Genomic DNA, 19,884 nt, shown 5'->3' with positions numbered 1-19,884 from the left:
TGTCAGAGAGTGCAGGATTACTTATACTTTAAAAGGTGGGCGCGATTTGCGCAGGGCTTGTTTGACGACAATCTTGCCGTCGCGCAGAGTGAAGAGGTCAGCGCCCTGCGCTTCGACCCGCATGCCCTCGGCGTCGGTCCCCGAAAAGGTCCATTCCGAAACCGCGCGGTCGCCATGCACAAAATGGCTGTGGTGATCCCAATGGGCATCTTTCATGCCTGCCCAAACGGCCGAGAACGCCTTGGCGATCGCCTCGGCGCCTTCGATTTTCGCGCCATAGGCCTCGGGGCCGCCAACGGTGTAGAATACGCAATCGTCGGCAAAATGGGTCATGACGCCATCCACATCATGCCGGTTGAAGGCATCGAATGTGTCAGAGAGGTCTTGGGCGGTCAGGGTATTGGACATTTCCAGTTCTCCAGGAAAGCAGTGTGATTTCAGGGTCGGCAAGCGCTGCCTTTCTTTGCGGTCGCGCTTCGATCAGAGCCATTGATCAACCCGTTTTTGCGGGGTTTGACGATGGTAACTTCTAGCGTCATCTACGGCATTTACCGGGCAATCCAATAGGGCCAGTTTGACTTTGAAATTAGGCCAGATTGGCGACACCTGGTTTTGCGGATTACATAAAAAAATCGTCGATTTACCGTGGGAATTAGACATCACTATAGTTCAATAACCGCGCGGTTGGCGACCAAAAGTGAAATTGGGCACTGGAAACGGTCCGACTCACCCTGCAAAAGTCGGCCGAACCTACGTTAGAGATTTAGGGTTTGGCGCGCTTTTTCTCTGCCACGACCTTTTCGGCCAGATCACGTGCGATGGCGAAGGCACCCTTGATCTTGTCGCCTTCTTTCTTCCAGTCGCGCCGGACCACGATCTTGTTGTCGCGCACCTTCGCCAGCCCGCGTTGATCCTGAATGAACTGGACCAATCCCTGGGGCGAGGCGAACTTGTCATTATGAAACTGGATCGTTGCGCCCTTGGGACCACCGTCCAGCTTTGCAATACCTGCCTTTTTGCACATCGCCTTGATCCGCACGATCAGCATCAGCATGTTGACCTCGCGCGGCAGTTTGCCAAAGCGATCAATCAGTTCGGCGGCAAAGCCTTCCAGCTCCACCTTGCGTTGCAACCCGCTGAGACGGCGATATAGCCCCAGGCGCACATCCAGATCAGGCACAAAAGATTCCGGGATCAGGACCGGCACGCCCAGATTGATTTGCGGTGCCCATTGATCATCAGCATCGCTTAACCCTTCGAGTTCTCCGGCCTTGATCTTGGCAATCGCCTCTTCCAGCATCGACTGATAGAGTTCGTACCCCACATCGCGCATCTGCCCGGATTGTTCTTCGCCCAGAAGGTTGCCAGCCCCCCGAATATCCAGATCCTGGCTGGCCAGGGTAAAGCCCGCCCCCAGTGTATCCAGGCTGCCCAGCACGCGCAGCCGCTTTTCCGCCGTTGGGGTAAGACGCATCCGGGGTTTGGTCGTCAGATAGGCATAGGCACGGGTTTTCGAGCGCCCTACGCGCCCCCGAATCTGATATAGCTGGCTGAGGCCAAACATATCCGCCCGGTGAATGACCATCGTATTGGCAGTAGGAATATCAAGCCCCGATTCGACAATTGTCGTGGCCAGCAGCACATCATACTTGCCGTCATAAAAGGCATTCATGCGGCTATCCAACTCTCCAGCCGCCATCTGGCCATGCGCGATCACATAGCTGATCTCGGGCACCTGCGTTTTCAGGAAATCTTCGATCTCCGGCAGGTCTGAAATCCGCGGGACAACGTAAAAGCACTGCCCACCGCGGTAATGTTCGCGCAGCAACGCTTCGCGGATCGTGACTGTATCGAATTCGCTGACATAGGTGCGGATCGACAGGCGGTCCACCGGTGGCGTCCCGATGATGCTCAGGTCACGAACTCCTGACAAGGACAGTTGCAGCGTCCGGGGGATCGGCGTGGCGGTCAGGGTCAGCACATGCACGTCACTGCGCAATTGCTTCAGCCGCTCCTTGTGGCCCACGCCAAACCGTTGTTCTTCGTCAATCACCAGCAGACCAAGGTTCTTGAACCGGATGCCCTTGGCCAAAAGCGCATGCGTTCCCACGACGATATCCACCTGCCCGCGCGCCAGTTCGTCCCGCGTTTTTGCGGCCTCGCCGGCAGATACGAACCGTGACAGCGGCTTGACAGAAACCGGAAAACCGCGGAATCGTTCCGAAAAACTCTGGTAGTGCTGCCGTGCCAACAACGTCGTCGGTGCGATCACCACCACCTGCATGCCGGACATGGCGGCAACAAAGGCCGCACGCATCGCCACCTCGGTCTTGCCAAAACCGACATCGCCACAGATCAGCCGGTCCATCGGTGTACCGGCTTCGAGATCCGCCATCACGTCTTCGATGGCGCGCAGCTGATCGTCGGTCTCCTGATAGGGGAAGCGCGCGGAAAACTCCTCCCAGGCGTGATGTTCGGGCTCCAGCACGGGAGCGCTGCGCAGGGCGCGTTCAGCGGCGATGCGGATCAGCCTGTCGGCCATCTCGCGAATGCGTTCTTTCAGCTTGGCCTTCTTAGCTTGCCACGCGCCGCCGCCCAACCGGTCCAACAAACCTTCCTCGTGACCGTATTTTGACAGCAGTTCGATGTTTTCGACCGGCAGGTAAAGACGCGATTCCTCGGCATATTCCAGCACCAAGCATTCGTGCGCCGCCCCGGCAGCGGTGATCACTTCCAACCCATGATACCGTCCGATCCCGTGGTCGACATGCACCACCAAGTCACCAGCGCTCAGCGCCTGCGCCTCGGTCAGGAAATTCTCGGCCCGGCGGCGCTTCTTCGGCGCGCGGATCAACCTGTCGCCCAGAATATCCTGTTCCGCGATCACCGTCAGATCAGGGGCCTCGAACCCCTGTTCCAATGCCCAAACAGCCAGATGCAGACCGGTCTTGCCGATCCGGGTCGCATCCTTCACCGTCACCGCACCGATCATGCCCTCATCTTCCAAGAGGCCTTCCAGACGCTCGCGCGCGCCCTCGGAATAAGCCGCAACCAGAACCGGGCCCGATGCCAGTTTTGCGTCGATATGGGTCTTGAGAGCGCCAAAAAGAGCCACCGATTCCATCTGGCGCTCCGGTGCGAAATTCCGCCCGATCCGGCCACTCGCGTCAATCACACCGGGGCCAAGGGCCTGCGGCAAGGGAGCCAGTTGCAGCAACCGGTGGCCGTTGATCGCATCGTCCCAGGCCGCGTCATCAAGATATAGAAGGCCCGGCGGCACAGGCTTGTAGACCGTATCGCCCCGAGTTTTCTGTGCCAGCGCATGGGTTCGTGCCTCGTACTGATCGGCAACGCCGTCCCAACGGGCCAATCGTGCCGGTGTCACCTGGTCATCCAACGTGATCGTGGCCCCTGGCAAGTAGTCGAAGAGTGTCTCCAGTCGATCATGAAAAAACGGCAACCAATGCTCAACACCCTGATGCTTGCGCCCCGCACTCACCGCTTCGTACAAGGGGTCATCGGTGCCCGCTGCGCCAAACTCGATCCTGTAATTCTGCCGGAACCGAGTAATCGCGGCCTCATCCAGAATAACCTCGGATACCGGTGCCAGTTCGATAATCTTTAACTTTTCGATCGTTCGTTGAGTGGCCGGATCAAAGCGACGGATGCCATCCAGCACATCGCCGAACATATCCAATCGCACCGGGCCGGTATCGCCCGGCGGGTAGATGTCGATGATCCCCCCACGAACGGCAAAGTCGCCGGGTTCCATCACAGTGGGCGCCTGGGAAAAGCCCATCCGCGTCAAGAATGAGCGCAAAGCGTTTTCATCCAGTTGCTGATCGACATGGGCGCTGAACGCCGCCTCTTTCAATACGCTGCGCGATGGTAGTCTTTGCGTCGCGGCGTTTAACGTTGTCAGCAGAATAAATCGGTCTGGCATGCCGTGCACCAGCCCGGCCAACGTGGCCATCCGCGCGGCTGAGGTATCGGCATTGGGCGAGACCCGATCATACGGCAGACAATCCCAACCGGGAAACTGCATCACTGGCATGTCAGGGGTGAAAAAGCGCAATGCCTCGGCCATGGCGGCCATGCGTTTATCATCGCGGGCGATATGAACAACGGGCGCACCTTGCCGGGTCACCTCTTTCAGGATCAGGCGGGCGTCAAACCCTTCGGGCGCACCACCCACCGTGATATGTTCTGATCCACCCATGCCAAGCGTCCACCGCGCCTTGTTGCTATCCGTTAGCCGCCTAAAACACCGACTGACAAGTTCTGCAACATACCCCACATGGCGGTCACAAAGATCGACAGCATGCCAATCACCTGGGTGATGATCCGGTGCCGGTATAGCCGCTTATATAGTTCCTTGCCTCGTAGCTTGTCGCGCCGGATGCGCCGTGCTGTGACAACAGAAAGAAGTCCAACCTGACTCATCGGAAAGGCCAGCAAAAATACAGCCTGCGCAAATTCATGGCGATAGACAAATCCCATCAACAGCAGCACCGTCAGAATGAAACAGACAAACCCCGCCAGAAGCAGCCCGGATGTATCCGCAATATAAAGGATGCGGTTCGTATAGATTCGTACCAGATCTTCAAAATCGGTAACCCCCTGCACATCATCTTCCTTGCGTGCGCGTTGCGCCATGTCCCACGGCACACCCAACACCCAATGACTGGTCGATGACCACATCACCGCCAACGCAATCCAGAACCACAGGTTGCTGAAACTGCGCATGTCAATTAACTCGAATACACTCTGATACCAGTCCACTGCCGCGCCTCTGATGTCACTCTAGCGCCCCTCTTAGCGTCGCGGCGCGGCAATTCCTACCCTTGAGATGCGTGAAATTCCATGCCACTCAGAAATCAGCAACATCATCGAAAGCCGTCCCATGCGCCCGAGCCAAGCCCCCTTCCCCGCAACACGCCTGCGCCGCACCCGCCAATCCGCCGCAATTCGCGCGCTGGTAGCTGAAAACACCCTAAGCCCGGCAGACCTGATCTGGCCCGTTTTTGTTCGCGAAGGCGACGGCGTGGAAGAGCCCGTGCCCTCGATGCCCGGCGTCTTGCGTCGCAGCGTTGACAAGGTAGTGCAGGCCGCGCGCGAAGCCGCCGATCTGGGTATTCCTGTTATTTGCCTGTTTCCCTACACATCCGATGAAAACCGCACCGCCGATTGCGCCGAGGCCTGGAACCCAGACAATCTTTCCAATCGCGCGACACGTGCCATCAAGGATGCCGTGCCCGAGATTGCGGTCATGACCGATGTGGCGCTTGACCCCTATTCTGACACCGGCCATGACGGTTTTGTCGTGGGAGACGAAATCGTTAACGATGAAACGATTGAGGCGCTGGTAAAGCAGGCTCTTTCCCAAGCCGAAGCCGGAGTCGACATTATCGGTCCTTCGGACATGATGGATGGCCGCATTGGCGCCATTCGAACTGCGCTCGAAGCCGCCGGACATAAGAACACGCTGCTGCTCAGCTATGCCGCCAAATACGCCAGCGCCTTTTACGGTCCGTTCCGCGATGCGGTCGGTGCGTCAGGTGCGCTGAAGGGAGACAAGAAAACCTACCAAATGAATCCTGCCAACTCGGATGAGGCCCTGCGGTTGGTTGAACGCGACCTGAACGAAGGCGCGGACATGGTCATGGTCAAACCCGGCATGCCCTATCTGGATATCTGTCGCAGGGTCAAAGACAATTTTGGCGCACCAACCTATGCCTATCAAGTCTCGGGCGAATACGCGATGATCATGGCGGCGGCGCAGAACGGCTGGATCGACGGTGATCGCGCGATGCTGGAAAGCCTGATGGCCTTTAAACGGGCTGGCTGTGACGGCGTGCTGACCTATTTCGCGCCTGCTGTGGCCAAAGCACTAGGTTGAACCTTACATCTTAGCTATTGGCTCGGTCGATCGATCCAAAACATTGTACAACAAGGTTTTCTGTATGCGACGGATGGCGGCGAGCTGTTCTTGTTCCAACCGCCATCATATCCTGTTACGCCCACAATCCATAGTGACAGAGGCTGATTTGCCCCCTATACTCTGGCGGTAGACCGGTGAGGAAAAACATCGGCATTCAAGTCAGGCAACCAAACAGGCAAACCTATGAGCAATTTCACCAGACGCAGCTTCACGCTGGCCGCTCTTGCAGGCGCGGGCCTTACCGCCGCATGCAATAACGGCGTCGGCAGTCAAGGCGGCGCGCGCATCGATGCGCGGGTCGATTCCACTCTCAACTACCTCTACACCACCTACCCTAACGTCCAGGACGTCGCCGCGAAATCCGCAGGCACACTGGTCATGCCTCTGATTACCGAGGCCGGGTTTGGCGTGGGTGGCGGTTTTGGTCGCGGAGCATTGCGGATCAATGGATCGACCGTGGATTACTATTCCGCAACCAAAGGCAGCTTTGGATTGCAGATCGGTGGGCAGCAGTTCTCGCACGTTCTGTTTTTCATGACCGAAGATGCACTTTCAAATTTCCGCCGCTCGTCGGGTTGGGCCGCCGGGGCTGATATCGAATATGTCTTCAAGGACGAGGGTGAGAACCTTCGGGCAGAAACCACGGCACTCAACTCGCCGGTGGTGGCTGTGATCTTTGGGCAGGCTGGCGCGATGGCCGGAGCCTCGCTTGAGGGTGTAAAATACACCCGGATCATACCATAAAACGACCTTATTACACTAAATGAAGGCGCTTTCTTGCGCCTTCATTGACCGGGTAAAGCCCAAAAGAATTTCCGGTCAAGCGGTGGTATACGAAATGGCCGCGTAATATGCCTTGGCATGGGAAGCGATCAGCTTTTTCTTGTCCGTGCCGTTGATGATGCGCCGCGCACCTTCCCAATCCTGCTTCACATTCATGAAATAATCCCCCAGTTTTTTACCGGTGAACGTGCCCTTGATCATGCCTTCAAACAGAATTTGCGTCGCAACCTTGAGCTTGAGCACCTGATCCGCCTTGGCACGGCTACTTGTCAGGTCGATACCCAAACGTTTCTGCCAATCAGCATAATTGGCGCGCCCCGTCAGTTGCACGAACCCTCGTCCGTGAAAAAGCACCCCATCACCCTTGGCCAAATTACCAAGCGCGCGGGCGACATGCGGTCGATCGCCCTGAATATCGTACATCCGAAAAAAATACCGATCGCCGCCATATTCCTTGATAGGCTGCATCCTGCGGTCAACTTCGTGATGTGCAGTTGCCAACACATATGCCAACCAGCGATCATCCTTCGCTGCGTGATTTTTTTCCCAATAATCCAGCAGGCCAGTCAATCCTTCGACCTGTTTCTTCTGGAGTTTTCCATCAAACAGCGTGAGACGCACAGTATCGAAAAAGAAAAGTCTATTGATCTTCGACATAAAACGATCCTCCAAAAAATATGATCAGTAAAGCCTCACCAGAAGGTTTTAGCAACTTATTTGCCAAGGCGATCAATCACCAATTTACAATTATTGGCGGAACCTTTTTGGAAAAATATCCATTTATGAGTGTATTGAACTATGCGTCCGAGCTAACGTTTTTCTAAGTGGAATACAGCAACAAAGCTCAAGAAACCTAAGAGGAAATCGACTTTTGCGATTTAGCTGCACCAAATAAAAAAAGAATTTCTAGGGCAGATACTGTTGTCACTCTTGAGGAAGCCAACAGAACAACAACTTGCTAAAAGCAATGCGGCAGCAACAAGCCCGTTTCCGCGATCAATGCAGCGTAAATTCCCCCGTCACATTGCGCCACTCGCCGGGCGAAATCAATTTACGATGGCTGAAGGCAACTGAATGCAGTGGGCCCTCGATCTCACGTTGCCAAAACTCGATGAATTCAAACAACCGCGGATGGTCCGGCGCGGTATCATATTCCTGCCAGACAAAGCTGTTCAGCACGTGGGTGTAGTCCGGCATGTGATAGAAAAATTCCGCCGTCGTCAGCCCATACCCCTTCAACATCATCTCGGTTTCAGACATCTCCATTATTCTGCTCCTTATTATTTGTCTGATATATTAATCATGGGGCAAAAAAATTACTTTTCAATGAAAACAATATGTTGTCACCGTGCGCACATCACTGTCAGTGCGAAACGGCAACAGCCATTGCACCCCATATCCTGTCTCTGATATAAGATCAGCAACTAAATATAGAATTGCGAACAGGACAGGCACCAACGTGAGCGATACGCCGCAACCCCCTGAAGATACAGAAGAAAATATGCCGGAACGCCCGGCCTATGACGGCCCAAAAATCTCGATCACAGACGAGATGAAAACGTCGTATCTGGATTACGCCATGTCCGTCATTGTCAGTCGGGCCATCCCTGACCTGCGCGACGGTCTGAAGCCGGTGCACAGGCGTATCCTTTACGCGATGCATGAGACCAGTAACAGCCACGACAAGCCCTATCGCAAATCGGCTCGTCCGGTGGGCGATGTCATGGGCAAATATCACCCGCATGGGGATTCAGCCATCTATGACGCGCTGGTGCGGATGGCGCAGGATTTCTCGATGTCGCTGCCGCTTCTGGACGGTCAGGGCAATTTCGGTTCGATGGACGGCGATAATCCGGCGGCCATGCGCTATACCGAGGTGCGGATGGACAAACCCGCCGCCTCGCTGCTGGCCGATATCGAGAAAGACACGGTCGATTTTCAGGACAATTACGACGGCAAGGATCAAGAACCCACCGTCCTCCCCGCGCGGTTCCCGAACATGCTTGTCAACGGCGCGGGCGGCATCGCCGTGGGCATGGCCACTAACATCCCACCACATAACTTGGGAGAGATCGTTGACGCCACGCTTGCTCTGATCGACGATCCGGACCTGACAAGCGAACAACTGATCGAATACGTACCCGGCCCCGATTTCCCCACCGGTGGCATCATGCTGGGCCGTTCGGGTGCGCGGAAGGCCTATATCGAGGGACGCGGCAGCGTCATCATCCGCTCGAAAACCCGGGTCGAGGAGATCCGCAAAGACCGTTATGCTATCGTCATCGACGAAATTCCCTATCAGGTGAATAAGGCGGCGATGATCGAAAAGATTGCCGAACAGGTGCGCGAGAAGAAAATCGAAGGCGTCAGCCACGTACAGGACGAATCCGACCGCAACGGTGTACGAGTCGTGGTCGAACTCAAGCGTGACGCCACTGCCGAGGTGGTGCTGAACCAGCTTTTCCGCTTCACGCCGATGCAGACCTATTTCGGTTGCAACATGCTGGCCCTGAACGGCGGCCGGCCCGAGCAGTTGACTTTGCGCGCCTTCCTGACTTCCTTCATCGCCTTCCGCGAAGAGGTGGTCGCCCGGCGCACGGCTTTTGAGCTGCGTAAGGCACGCGAACGCAGCCACATACTGTGTGGCTTGGCCGTGGCCGTCAGCAATGTCGATGAGATCGTCGCCACAATCCGGTCCTCCGCCGATGCGGCTGAAGCGCGCGAAAAGCTGATGACGCGGCGTTGGCCAGCGGGCGACATCCTTGAATATATCGCCCTGATCGACGATCCGACCCACACAGCCAACGATGATGGCACGTATAACCTCTCCGAGACACAGGCCCGGGCCATTCTGGAACTACGCCTGCAACGCCTAACCCAATTGGGCGTCAAGGAAGTAACGGACGAACTGCAAGAACTTGCGGGCAAGATTAAGGAATACCTCGCCATCCTCGCGTCTCGCGATCGGATCATGGGCATCATCGCGGATGAACTGCGCGAGGTGCGCGACCAATTCGCCGTGCCGCGCCGGACTGAAATTGTCGATTGGTCGGGCGATATGGAAGACGAAGACCTGATCGAGCGCGAAGATATGGTCGTGACCGTAACAAGCGGCGGCTACATCAAACGTACCGCGCTGGCTGATTTCCGTGCCCAGAAGCGCGGCGGTAAGGGTCTGAGCGGTATGCAGACCAAGGAAGAAGACGTGGTGACCACGCTTTTCGTAGCCAATACCCATACGCAGCTTTTGTTCTTCACCACGGATGGCATGGTTTACAAGCTCAAGACCTGGCGTCTGCCGCTAGGCGGGCGTACCTCGAAGGGTAAGGCGATCGTCAACATTCTACCGATCCCCACCGGGGTCAGCATTGCTGCAATCATGCCGGTCGATGTGCCCGAGGATCAATGGACTGAACTCCAGATCGTCTTTGCTACCTCCGCCGGCACCGTGCGACGCAACCGCCTGTCCGACTTCACCAATGTGAAATCAAACGGCAAGATTGCGATGAAATTCGAGGATGATCATTCCGAGACCAAGCTGATCAACGCCCGCATCTGCTCGGACGACGATGATGTGATGCTGGTCACCAAATCCGGTCGTGCAATCCGTTTCCCCACAACTGAGGTTCGCGTGTTCAACTCCCGTTCGTCCGTCGGCGTACGTGGCGTGAAACTTAACGGCGACGACCAGGTTGTCTCAATGTCGGTCATACGCCATTTCGTCGCCACGCCGGACGAGCGCGCCGCCTATCTCAAGATGCGTCGCACAATGGCGGGAGCAACCGAAGATGACGCGGCTCCCGAAGAGGATGGCAACGAAAATGCCGCGATCAGCCAAGAGCGCTTTGATGAGATGTTTGCGGCTGAAAATCTGATCCTCACCATTACATCCCAAGGCGCGGGCAAACTCAGTTCATCGCACGGCTATCCCGTGCGCGGTCGTGGGGGCATGGGCGTGGCTGCGATGGACAAAGCAATGCGCGGTGGGCCTTTGGTCGCGTCTTTCCCGGTCATGCTGGAAGATCAGATCATGCTGGCTACCTCGAAGGGTCAGTCGATCCGTGTGCCGGTCAATGGTATTTCGTTCCGTTCGCGTAGTGCGGGTGGTGTTCGAGTATTCAACACCGGCAAGGGCGAAGAGGTCGTCAGTGTTGCATGGATCGCGGAACAAAGTGAGGCGGACGAAGCAACAGAAGCGCAGCCAGACGCCCCATCTCCCGTAGAGGAATAAGGCAGCATCACTCGCCCTTAACTTGCAATTAACCACGAATTTTCACGTGGTCGGCCTATTCTTGCCCGAATTATGACCACAATCAGAGGCTGCCCACACTTTGTTCCGGGCGCTGACGAGTGTCACTGTTTTCCAATGCCTCAAAACCAATCGGGGATGACTCGTGAAACGCAGAGACGAACGCTGGCTCAATCAGCAAGGCCTTAACCTGATACGAATTGTAATCGGCTCGTATTTCGTAGCGGTCTCACTTGATATGGTGACTGGCGTCAACCAACAGGCACTTTTCTTGCCGTTTCTTCCAGCCAATATCGCCGATCTGATCGGCTCCACGCTGCTATTCGTCGCCAGCATCGCCTTCATGCTGGGTATCAGCCTGCGCCATACCGCACTGATCCTGGCGCTTTTTGTTTTCTGTTCCAGCCTGATGCAAAATTTTCTGCTGCTGGAATTCGAAGATATTTCTGCCTTCTGGCGCGATGTAACGCTCGTCTGTGCCATCATATTGAACTACTCCAACATGAACCGACACGAGATGCGACGTGCAGTTCTGATGCGTCACCGACGCGCAGCGAGAGTTCGCAAGATCCGTTTTCCCGGTGCTGAAGTCACTCCGCGTCGCGTGACACCGCCAGCCCTTAAAAAACCAACGGAACCGCGTGTGGCGCGACCGGTGCTCGATCTGCCGTCCTTCATGAAACCCCCGGCTGAGCGCGATAACAAGAACGATGCCATCGACATCAACCTCTTTGCCAACATCTGAATTTCAAGCGCGTTAACCTGCTGGCAAACCCGCTGGTCCATGCTGTCCCCGATTGAGACAGCTGAGAGGCCTTTGAAATGAACCTCTATACTTGCAACATCGACCTGAAACAGGATGCTAAAGCGCTGGTGTTTTCTGCCGCTCTGGATGCCTGGATGTCGCATCTTCAGCAACAGGGTGCTATTGGTCATTGGCGACTTTTCCGGCGCAAGCTGAACCTGGCGGCCGGCGTCTATCGCGATTTCCTGTTGGAGGTCGAGGTTGAAGACCTTAGCCAACTTGATCGCGCCTTTCGTTTAACGGGCAAACCGGATGATCAAACCGCCCAGCTTCATGCCCGTGTGCACGATCTGATCGCCGAGGCTGATTTTGGCCTCTACCGCCCTTTCCCCGATCCGGAGCGTGCAGAACGGATGGCACTGATCTGATTGAACTGCTTGACAGGTCCACATCAGCATTCCAGTTTCACCACTTACTTGATGAAGCTCAAAAAATTCCGGTGAACAGGTGCTTGTTGATAGACAGAATGCTTCGGTCCTGACCCTGGGTGCGGGCGGCAGGCTTGGTCGGATGTTACGCCGTATCTGGTTGAGTGATCCGCCCGACGGTGTTGATCTGCATTTTCAATCGCGGACGAAATTGCGCGGGTCAAACGCCCACCAGTGGTCTCCGGGCCAACCGGCGGACAGGCTTCCTGCTTGTGATACAGTAATCGCGCTTTGGGGCCAGACCGCTGGGGATGCCGAGGCACTGTCCCTCAATCCGGCACTGGCCGGTGAAAGCCGCGCCGTGGCTCTGACCTGCGGCGCGTCTCGATTGCTGCATATTTCCAGTGCTGCCGTTTACGGCCCTGCTGAACACGCTGACGAGGAAACACCGACTGCGCCAATCAATGCCTACGGCCAATCCAAACTGGCTTTGGAAATGCGCGTTGCAGGTTTCGATGATCCCAGCCTTGCGCATACATGCCTGAGGCTTGCCAATGTCGTGGGCGCAGACAGTCTTGCGCCTGCGCTTACCGGTACTGAACCTGTGACACTCGACCGGTTTGAGGATGGCCAAGGGCCTTTACGCAGCTATGTCGGTGCGCGCGATCTGGCCGAAATCCTGATTATGATGGTACGGGTGCCTCCGTCCGACCTGCCCGCGACCCTCAATATCGCGGCCCATACCCCCATCTCGATGCAAGCTCTGGCAACCGCCGCAGACAAGGAAATCCTCTGGCGGCGCGCATCAACAAGCGCAGTTCAACGGGTAACATTGGATACAACCCGCCTCGCCCAACTGCTACCCGATCTGCATCTCACGACAGAAGCCGACACTCTGATAGAGCAATGGCATCAACACCGTGATCCTGCATGAACGCCGACAAACCACGCCCTTGACCGGTCAAGGGCTGCCACAAAACCGTGACGCAATGTGTCCTTCGCCCGGACAACTATTTCAGGTCGCTCATTTGGACCAAGAAGCATCAGCAAAAACATGTTTCTTGCACTGGCGCTATCGTGACTTGTTCGGGTGTTGATGGGCGGGCTAAGATACACCAAATGACCAGCAGGTGCCGGGCTATCGGGCCCGTCACGCTGTACCGGGGCATATCTGCCCGTTGGGGGTATCGGGCATGAAACATGAAGTAGCGACGCCGCTCAACCGGGCGCATAAGGCTTGGACGCTGCTTGCACTCGATCTATTGCTGATTGTGATTTCCTATCTGGCCGCATCGCTTTTGCTTTCCGGCACGGAGCGTTGGGGATTCGTGCCTGCGGCCGCCCCGACCGATCTGCTGGTGTTATTGGTCACCGGGGCGCTTGCAACGGTTCTGCTGGATCTGCATAAAATTGACCTTGCGATATACCAGATGCAGGGTTTTGCGAATTCAGCATTGGTGGCCGTCGGTATGGCAAATATCGCTGCCCTTGCGTCACCGATGCTGGCTCAGACTGGAACACCTATCCACGTATTTGTGGTGACGGGCCTGATATTTCTCATACTTAGCGTTTCCGCCCGATTGCTGCTGCGCCATCGACGACAGCGGCGTAATAATGCGGGACAACCCTGTGCGCCGGTCATCATCTACGGGGCCGGACAGACGGGGCAGCAACTTGTCGCGGCGCTTGCATCCGATGACAGCGTGAGGCCTGTCGCCTTTGCCGATGACAATCCGCGACTTCAAGGTCAGATCATCGCAGGCCTTGGCGTATATGCGCCCACGGACATCCCCCAACTTGTGCAACACCACCACGCCGAACGGATCATCCTGGCGATGCCGAGTGCCAGCGCCGCAGTCCAGTCCCGCATCATCCGCGGCCTGTCGCCTCTGGGATGTAACATCCATGCCCTGCCGTCCTTCGCCAATTTCAACGGGCGTCGCACCGGCAAAGGAGCCGGCCAAAAATCCGTCGATCTGAATGCCCTGCTTGGCCGCGACCGCCTTGAAGAGGATCTGCCCGGCGTTTCCGAAACCTATCATTCCCGCTCGATCCTTGTGACCGGTGCGGGCGGTTCCATCGGGTCAGAAATCTGCCGACAACTCATGGCCTTCAACCCCGAACGCGTGGTGTTGATGGATCACTCAGAACTGCTTTTGTTTGAAATTGACCGAGAGTTGCGCCACCTGGGAACCGAAATCGACATTCAGCCGGTACTGGGATCGGTCTGTGAACGTGATCTGGTAACCGGCGTAATGGCAAAATACAAAGTCGATACCGTACTGCACGCCGCCGCTTATAAGCATGTGCCACTGGTCGAATACAACGCTCTTGAAGGTATGCGTAACAACGTGCTTGGCACCAAAGTCGTGGCTGATGCCGCGCGCGAGGCGGGCGTAGAGCGCTTTATTCTGGTTTCGACGGACAAGGCGGTGCGCCCGTCCTCGATCATGGGTGCATCCAAACGTTTTGCCGAATTGCTGATCCAGGATCTGGCAACGCGCTCGACCACGACACGTTTTGCGATGGTGCGGTTCGGTAATGTGCTCGGATCTTCGGGATCGGTCATTCCACTGTTTCAGGAGCAGATTGCCCGCGGTGGACCGATAACGCTGACCCATAATGACATCACCCGTTATTTCATGACCATCCCCGAAGCGGTGCAGCTGGTTCTATTGGCTGGCACATTCGCGCGGGGCGGAGATGTTTTCGTACTGGACATGGGCAAGCCGGTTCCGATCCGTGATGTCGCGCGTAAGATGATCCAAGGTGCGGGGTTGAGCGTACGAGACGAGTCCAATCCCGAAGGCGATATCGAGATTGAAATAACCGGGCTCCGCCCCGGCGAAAAGATGCACGAGGAACTGCTGATCGGGTCCGACATGCTGACGACGCCCCATAAACGCATTCTGCGCGCCCAGGAAAACCACCTATCCGAGATCGAAATGGCCAACGCGCTCAACGCTTTGGGCCAGGCGATTGAAACCCGCAATCCCAAACTCATGAATGAAACTCTGTCGAAATGGATCGAACGCGCCGATCAGGCGAAACCCGTCATCGTCAACGAGTAACATCACGAAGAACGCAGCACGTCTTTGGTTGCTGAGGAAGCTGCCTTCACCGCAGGCAGACCCTTGTGCTACCCTCCCCGCACAACGTCGATCATGCGTTGGACATTGTCCGGATCGGCATCTGGTGTAATACCGTGACCCAGGTTGAAGATATGCGGACCATTGCCGAAGGCTTTGACAATGGCGCGTGTTTCTTGCGCCAACGCCTCACCGCCGGTCACCATGTGCGACGACGCCAGATTACCCTGAACACAGCCATCTTTCTGGACGTTCGCAACCGCCCATCCTGGGCTGACGGAATTGTCCAGTGCAACACAATCGGCGCCCGTGGCCTGATGAAACCCGACATATTTGTCACCCGCCTCACGGGGAAAGGCGATGACGGGCGTATCCGGGTGGCGAGCTTTTAGCGCTTCAATTATTTGGCGGGCGGGTCCGGTCGCGTAGCGGTCAAAATCTGAACCTTTAAGCGATCCTGCCCAACTGTCGAAAAGCTTGACCACTTCTGCTCCGGCGTCGATCTGGGCCGAAAGATATTCGATCGTCGCTTCGGTCAAGCGCGCCAACAGTCCCTCAAATACTGTGCGATTTTCGTCCTTCAGCGCATGGGCGGGGCCCTGGTCGGGTGTACCGCGTCCGGCAATCATGTATGTGGCGACGGTCCAAGGGGCACCAGCGAAGCCGATCAAGGTCGTTTCGGAGGGTAAAGCGCCCGATAGGTTTCGTACCGTTTGATAGATAGGCGAAAGTGTTTCGTGGATGTCCGGCGTTGGCTTCAATGCATCCAATCCGGCCTGATCGGAGATGGTTGAAAGGCGCGGCCCCTCCCCCGTGACAAACCACAGATCTGCACCAAGAGCTTGTGGCAGCAAGAGGATATCCGCAAACAGGATCGCGGCATCAAACCCGTAACGGCGAATGGGTTGCAACGTTACCTCGGTTGCCAGATCACTGTTGTAGCACAAGGAAAGGAAATCACCGGCCTCGGCACGGGTGGCGCGATATTCGGGCAGGTAGCGCCCGGCCTGGCGCATCATCCAGATGGGTGGCACATCCTGCGTTTCGCCCGCCAACGCCTTGAGAATCGTCTTTTGCCTGACCATGTTCATCCTCCGGTTTAGAGGGTGGTCGCCCCCAGGCGACAAGATGTCAACAGCAGCCGTCTTGCAAGAGCCAATGGCGAAGTCTAAACCGCTATTATGACATTGAATTTACCCTCGCCCCGGACACCTATGAAATTGGGCACACGCGGCTCTCCTTTGGCACTGGCGCAGGCGTATGAGACGCGGGACCGGTTGGCGGCGGCCTTTGATCTGCCACAGGACGCATTTGAAATCACGGTGATCAAGACCACTGGCGACAATCGCGCAATGATTGATGCCGACCGGCCGCTCAAAGAGATCGGCGGCAAGGGGTTGTTCACCCGCGAAATCGAAGAGGCGCTATTGTCCGGTGCCATCGATATTGCCATTCATTCGATGAAGGATATGCCCGTATTGCAGCCCGGGGGGCTGGTAATCGACTGCTACCTGCCGCGCGAAGATGTACGTGACGCCTTTGTCTCGCCAGTTGCACAATCACTGGGCGGACTGCCCGAAAAGGCCAAGGTCGGTACGTCCTCATTGCGCCGCAAGGCCCAGGTTTTGCTGGCCTATCCACATCTTGAAGTAGTGGAATTCAGGGGCAATGTTCAGACCCGATTGAAAAAACTGGAAGATGGCATCGCTGCCTGCACATTCCTTGCCATGGCCGGTCTCAACCGGTTGGATCGCAACGACGTGGCCACGGCCGCGATTGATCCTGACGTGATGCTGCCAGCCGTGGCGCAAGGCGCTATCGGCATTGAGCGGCGTCAGGACGATCTACGTGCCGCCGAAATGCTGGCCGCCATTCACCATACTGAAACCGGTCATCAATTGGCCGCAGAACGCGCTTTTCTGGAAGCACTTGATGGGTCTTGTGAAACCCCGATTGCCGGGTTGGCGGATTTGGACAATGGCACGCTGCGCCTGCGCGGTGAAATCCTGCGCCCCGATGGCAGCGAAAGCTTGAGTGATGATCGCACCGCACCGATTGAAGATGGGGCCGAGCTGGGCCGCGCCATGGCGGCAACCCTCTTGTCCGAGGCCGGGGACGGGTTTTTTGACTGGCGGTCGTAAGACCGGACCGGAGGGGTCGCTATGACCACAACCGTTTTTCTGGTGGTGATCGCCGCGGCGTTGCTGCACGCGCTTTGGAATGCGCTTTTGAAATCCGGCACGGATAAATTTGTCGGCATGAGCGCGGTGATGATGGGACAGGCGCCGCTTGCGATCTTGGCCGTGATCAGCTTTCCCTTACCGGCCGCCGAGAGTTTACCGTATCTCTTTGCCGGGATCGCGTTGCATGTCGGATACCAGATATTTCTGACATTGGCGTACCGAGTGGGCGATCTCTCTCAGGTCTATCCTATCGCCCGCGGTGTGGCCCCTTTGATCGTGGCGGGCGTGTCTGTCGGCATGCTGGGCGTGGCCCTGAACCTGCCCGAAATCATCGGCGTGGCGACGATCGGGATCGGCATCATCAGCCTTGCACTGGTGCGTAAGGAAACCGGGCAACGCAATCTGACTGCTGCCTCGCTTGCGCTGATAACCGGTTGCTTCATCGCCGCCTATTCGCTGGTGGACGGGCTGGGTGCACGGCTTTCGGGTTCGGCGGTGGGGTTTTATGGCTGGTTGGCAATCGGATCGACAATGGGGTTCACCGGCACCATGTTGCTTTGGCGACCTCAGATTGTACGCATAGCGCTGACCACGCAAAAACTGCGCGGATTAATGGGTGGCAGCGCATCTTTCATTGCCTTCGCCTTGGTAATCTGGGCTTTTACCCAAGCCCCCATTGCACTGGTGACAGCATTGCGTGAAACCAGTATTGTTTTTGCCGTGTTGTTCGGTGTGTTCTTCCTGAAGGAGCCTTTGAACCTGGCGAAAGTGGTCTCGACCATACTCACCCTTGCCGGTGCGGCGCTGCTCAGGTTTGCGCGTCACCTTTGAGCAACGCCCGTTGAAGACTGCACAAGCGAGTGATTGAAATCAGCCGTACAAACAAGGGTTTATTCCCCGCCACGCTGTTATTTGATCAAAACTGGCGATAGATAAAGCTGGAAACTGGTCCTATCAGAAACCCTGATTCTGACCGTTGATATGAATTAGATATTACGTGCGGCGCGCGCAGCATAATTCGCCTGGATACCCCTCCGGGCTTCAAACGATGGAGAACCGAAATGGACGGCAAAGTTTTGGATAATGATATCAGCAAAATCGTAGAGGCCGACCGCGCCCATGTCTGGCACCACCTGATTCAGCACGAACCCTTCACGGGCCCTGATCCCAAGGCAGATCCGCGGATCATCGTCGAGGGGCGCGGCATGCGGGTTTGGGACCAGAAGGGTAAGGAGCATGTCGATGCGGTGTCGGGCGGTGTCTGGACCGTCAACGTCGGCTATGGCCGCGAGCGTATCGCCAATGCGGTTCGGGATCAGCTGATCCAGCTACCCTATTTCGCGGGGTCCACCGGGTCGATCCCCGGCGCGCTGTTTTCAGAGAAGCTGATCTCGAAAATGCCGGGATTGAGCCGGGTCTATTATACCAACTCGGGCTCCGAGGCGAATGAGAAAGCCTTCAAGATGGTGCGCCAGATTGCGCATAAACGCTATGGCGGCAAAAAGCATAAAATCCTCTACCGTGAGCGCGACTATCACGGCACCACCATCACCACCCTGTCGGCAGGTGGCCAGCCTGAGCGCGGTGCGCAATATGGCCCCTATACCCCTGGTTTCGTTGAGGTTCCGCATTGTCTGGAATACCGCGCGCAATGGGATCTGAGCGGTGAGGAATACGGACTGGCCGCCGCCAATGCGATCGAAGAGGTCATCCTGCGTGAAGGCCCGGATACCGTGGGTGCGCTCTGCCTTGAGCCGGTGACTGCGGGTGGTGGCGTGATCGTTCCGCCCGAGGGTTACTGGCCGCGCGTGCAGGAGATTTGCCGCAAGTATGACATCCTGCTACATATCGACGAAGTGGTCTGTGGCGTGGGCCGTACCGGCACATGGTTCGGCTATCAGCATTACGGCGTCGAACCCGATTTCGTGACCATGGCCAAGGGCGTCGCCTCGGGCTATGCGGCGATTGCCTGCTGTGTGACCAACGAGAAAGTGTTCGAACTGTTCCGTGACGATGCCAGCGATCCGATGAACTATTTCCGCGACATCTCGACCTTTGGTGGCTGTACGGCGGGCCCGGCGGCGGCGCTGGAAAACATGGCGATTATCGAAGAGGAAAACCTGCTGGATAACACCGTGGCGATGGGCGACTACATGCTGGATCAGCTGAAGGCGCTGCAGGACAAGCACGAAGTGATCGGTCAGGTGCGCGGCAAGGGCCTGTTCCTTGGGGCCGAGCTGGTGTCAGACCGTTCGACCAAGGAGCCGGTGGATGAGAAACTGGCGCAAGCCGTGGTCGGCGATTGCAACGCGCAGGGTGTGATCATCGGGGTGACCAACCGATCGATCCCCGGCTTTAACAACACGCTGTGCTACAGCCCGGCCCTGATCGCCACCAAGGACGATATCGACCAGATCGTCAGTGCGACTGACAAGGCTTTGACCAAAGTATTTGGTTAAGCTGATG

The 19,884-nt window shown here is 56.7% G+C and carries 16 protein-coding genes; 10 read left to right on the top strand and 6 right to left on the bottom strand.

Annotated elements, in window-relative coordinates:
* Positions 1-21: 21 nt before the first annotated feature.
* The 3 genes from Q1B27_RS03725 to Q1B27_RS03715 all read right to left on the bottom strand — a co-directional run bounded on the left by Q1B27_RS03725 (position 22) and on the right by Q1B27_RS03715 (position 4,782).
* The gene (locus tag Q1B27_RS03725; protein WP_299843780.1) at positions 22-408 is read right to left on the bottom strand and encodes a nuclear transport factor 2 family protein; all 387 of its coding nucleotides are present in this window, start codon (positions 406-408) and stop codon (positions 22-24) included.
* A 355-nt stretch (positions 409-763) separates the two neighbouring features.
* Positions 764-4,219, bottom strand: coding sequence for a transcription-repair coupling factor (gene mfd, locus Q1B27_RS03720; RefSeq protein ID WP_299843778.1), 3,456 nt, complete (start codon positions 4,217-4,219; stop codon positions 764-766).
* A 32-nt stretch (positions 4,220-4,251) separates the two neighbouring features.
* Positions 4,252-4,782 (bottom strand): component of SufBCD complex, encoded by a 531-nt coding sequence (locus tag Q1B27_RS03715; protein WP_299843776.1) that lies wholly within the window; start codon positions 4,780-4,782, stop codon positions 4,252-4,254.
* 121 nt (positions 4,783-4,903) lie between these two features.
* Here Q1B27_RS03715 and hemB point away from each other — a divergent pair, with 121 nt between their 5' ends.
* Positions 4,904-5,899, top strand: a complete 996-nt coding sequence (gene hemB, locus Q1B27_RS03710) for a porphobilinogen synthase (RefSeq protein WP_299843774.1) — start codon at positions 4,904-4,906, stop codon at positions 5,897-5,899.
* 225 nt (positions 5,900-6,124) lie between these two features.
* Positions 6,125-6,685: a YSC84-related protein gene (locus tag Q1B27_RS03705; protein WP_299843772.1), complete on the top strand. Its 561-nt coding sequence runs from the start codon at positions 6,125-6,127 to the stop codon at positions 6,683-6,685.
* A 75-nt stretch (positions 6,686-6,760) separates the two neighbouring features.
* Here the strand turns inward: Q1B27_RS03705 and Q1B27_RS03700 are convergent, their stop codons facing one another.
* Positions 6,761-7,381 (bottom strand): hypothetical protein, encoded by a 621-nt coding sequence (locus Q1B27_RS03700; RefSeq protein ID WP_299843770.1) that lies wholly within the window; start codon positions 7,379-7,381, stop codon positions 6,761-6,763.
* 339 nt (positions 7,382-7,720) lie between these two features.
* Entirely contained in the window at positions 7,721-7,990 is a 270-nt protein-coding gene (locus Q1B27_RS03695) for an usg protein (protein WP_299843768.1), read from the bottom strand.
* A gap of 235 nt (positions 7,991-8,225) precedes the next feature.
* Here Q1B27_RS03695 and gyrA point away from each other — a divergent pair, with 235 nt between their 5' ends.
* From gyrA to Q1B27_RS03670, 5 genes are all read left to right on the top strand, one after another.
* Positions 8,226-10,955, top strand: a complete 2,730-nt coding sequence (gyrA, locus tag Q1B27_RS03690) for a DNA gyrase subunit A (RefSeq protein ID WP_299844880.1) — start codon at positions 8,226-8,228, stop codon at positions 10,953-10,955.
* 163 nt (positions 10,956-11,118) lie between these two features.
* Positions 11,119-11,718 (top strand): hypothetical protein, encoded by a 600-nt coding sequence (locus Q1B27_RS03685; RefSeq protein ID WP_299843766.1) that lies wholly within the window; start codon positions 11,119-11,121, stop codon positions 11,716-11,718.
* Positions 11,719-11,795: 77 nt separating this feature from the next.
* Positions 11,796-12,146, top strand: a complete 351-nt coding sequence (locus Q1B27_RS03680; protein WP_299843763.1) for a DUF6614 family protein — start codon at positions 11,796-11,798, stop codon at positions 12,144-12,146.
* Between the two features lie 142 nt (positions 12,147-12,288).
* Positions 12,289-13,080, top strand: a complete 792-nt coding sequence (locus Q1B27_RS03675; protein ID WP_299843761.1) for an NAD(P)-dependent oxidoreductase — start codon at positions 12,289-12,291, stop codon at positions 13,078-13,080.
* 259 nt (positions 13,081-13,339) lie between these two features.
* Positions 13,340-15,217 carry a nucleoside-diphosphate sugar epimerase/dehydratase gene (locus Q1B27_RS03670; RefSeq protein ID WP_299843759.1) on the top strand — a complete coding sequence of 626 codons (1,878 nt, stop codon included), beginning with the start codon at positions 13,340-13,342 and terminating at the stop codon, positions 15,215-15,217.
* Positions 15,218-15,285: 68 nt separating this feature from the next.
* Here Q1B27_RS03670 and hemE read toward each other — a convergent pair whose 3' ends face one another.
* Entirely contained in the window at positions 15,286-16,320 is a 1,035-nt protein-coding gene (gene hemE, locus Q1B27_RS03665) for a uroporphyrinogen decarboxylase (protein WP_299843757.1), read from the bottom strand.
* 96 nt (positions 16,321-16,416) lie between these two features.
* On the opposite strand from hemE, the gene hemC reads away from it, so the two are divergent.
* The 3 genes from hemC to Q1B27_RS03650 all read left to right on the top strand — a co-directional run bounded on the left by hemC (position 16,417) and on the right by Q1B27_RS03650 (position 19,877).
* Positions 16,417-17,376 carry a hydroxymethylbilane synthase gene (hemC, locus tag Q1B27_RS03660; protein ID WP_299843755.1) on the top strand — a complete coding sequence of 320 codons (960 nt, stop codon included), beginning with the start codon at positions 16,417-16,419 and terminating at the stop codon, positions 17,374-17,376.
* Positions 17,377-17,397: 21 nt separating this feature from the next.
* Entirely contained in the window at positions 17,398-18,249 is an 852-nt protein-coding gene (locus Q1B27_RS03655; RefSeq protein ID WP_299843753.1) for a DMT family transporter, read from the top strand.
* A 230-nt stretch (positions 18,250-18,479) separates the two neighbouring features.
* Positions 18,480-19,877, top strand: coding sequence for an aminotransferase class III-fold pyridoxal phosphate-dependent enzyme (locus Q1B27_RS03650; RefSeq protein ID WP_299843748.1), 1,398 nt, complete (start codon positions 18,480-18,482; stop codon positions 19,875-19,877).
* Positions 19,878-19,884 lie beyond the last annotated feature (7 nt).

Origin of the sequence: uncultured Roseovarius sp. (genome assembly GCF_947489715.1) — a bacterium.
Taxonomy (GTDB): Bacteria; Pseudomonadota; Alphaproteobacteria; order Rhodobacterales; family Rhodobacteraceae; genus Roseovarius.
The sequence above is the reverse complement of the archived record's forward strand: the minus strand, read 5'-3'. Positions and strand labels throughout refer to the sequence as shown.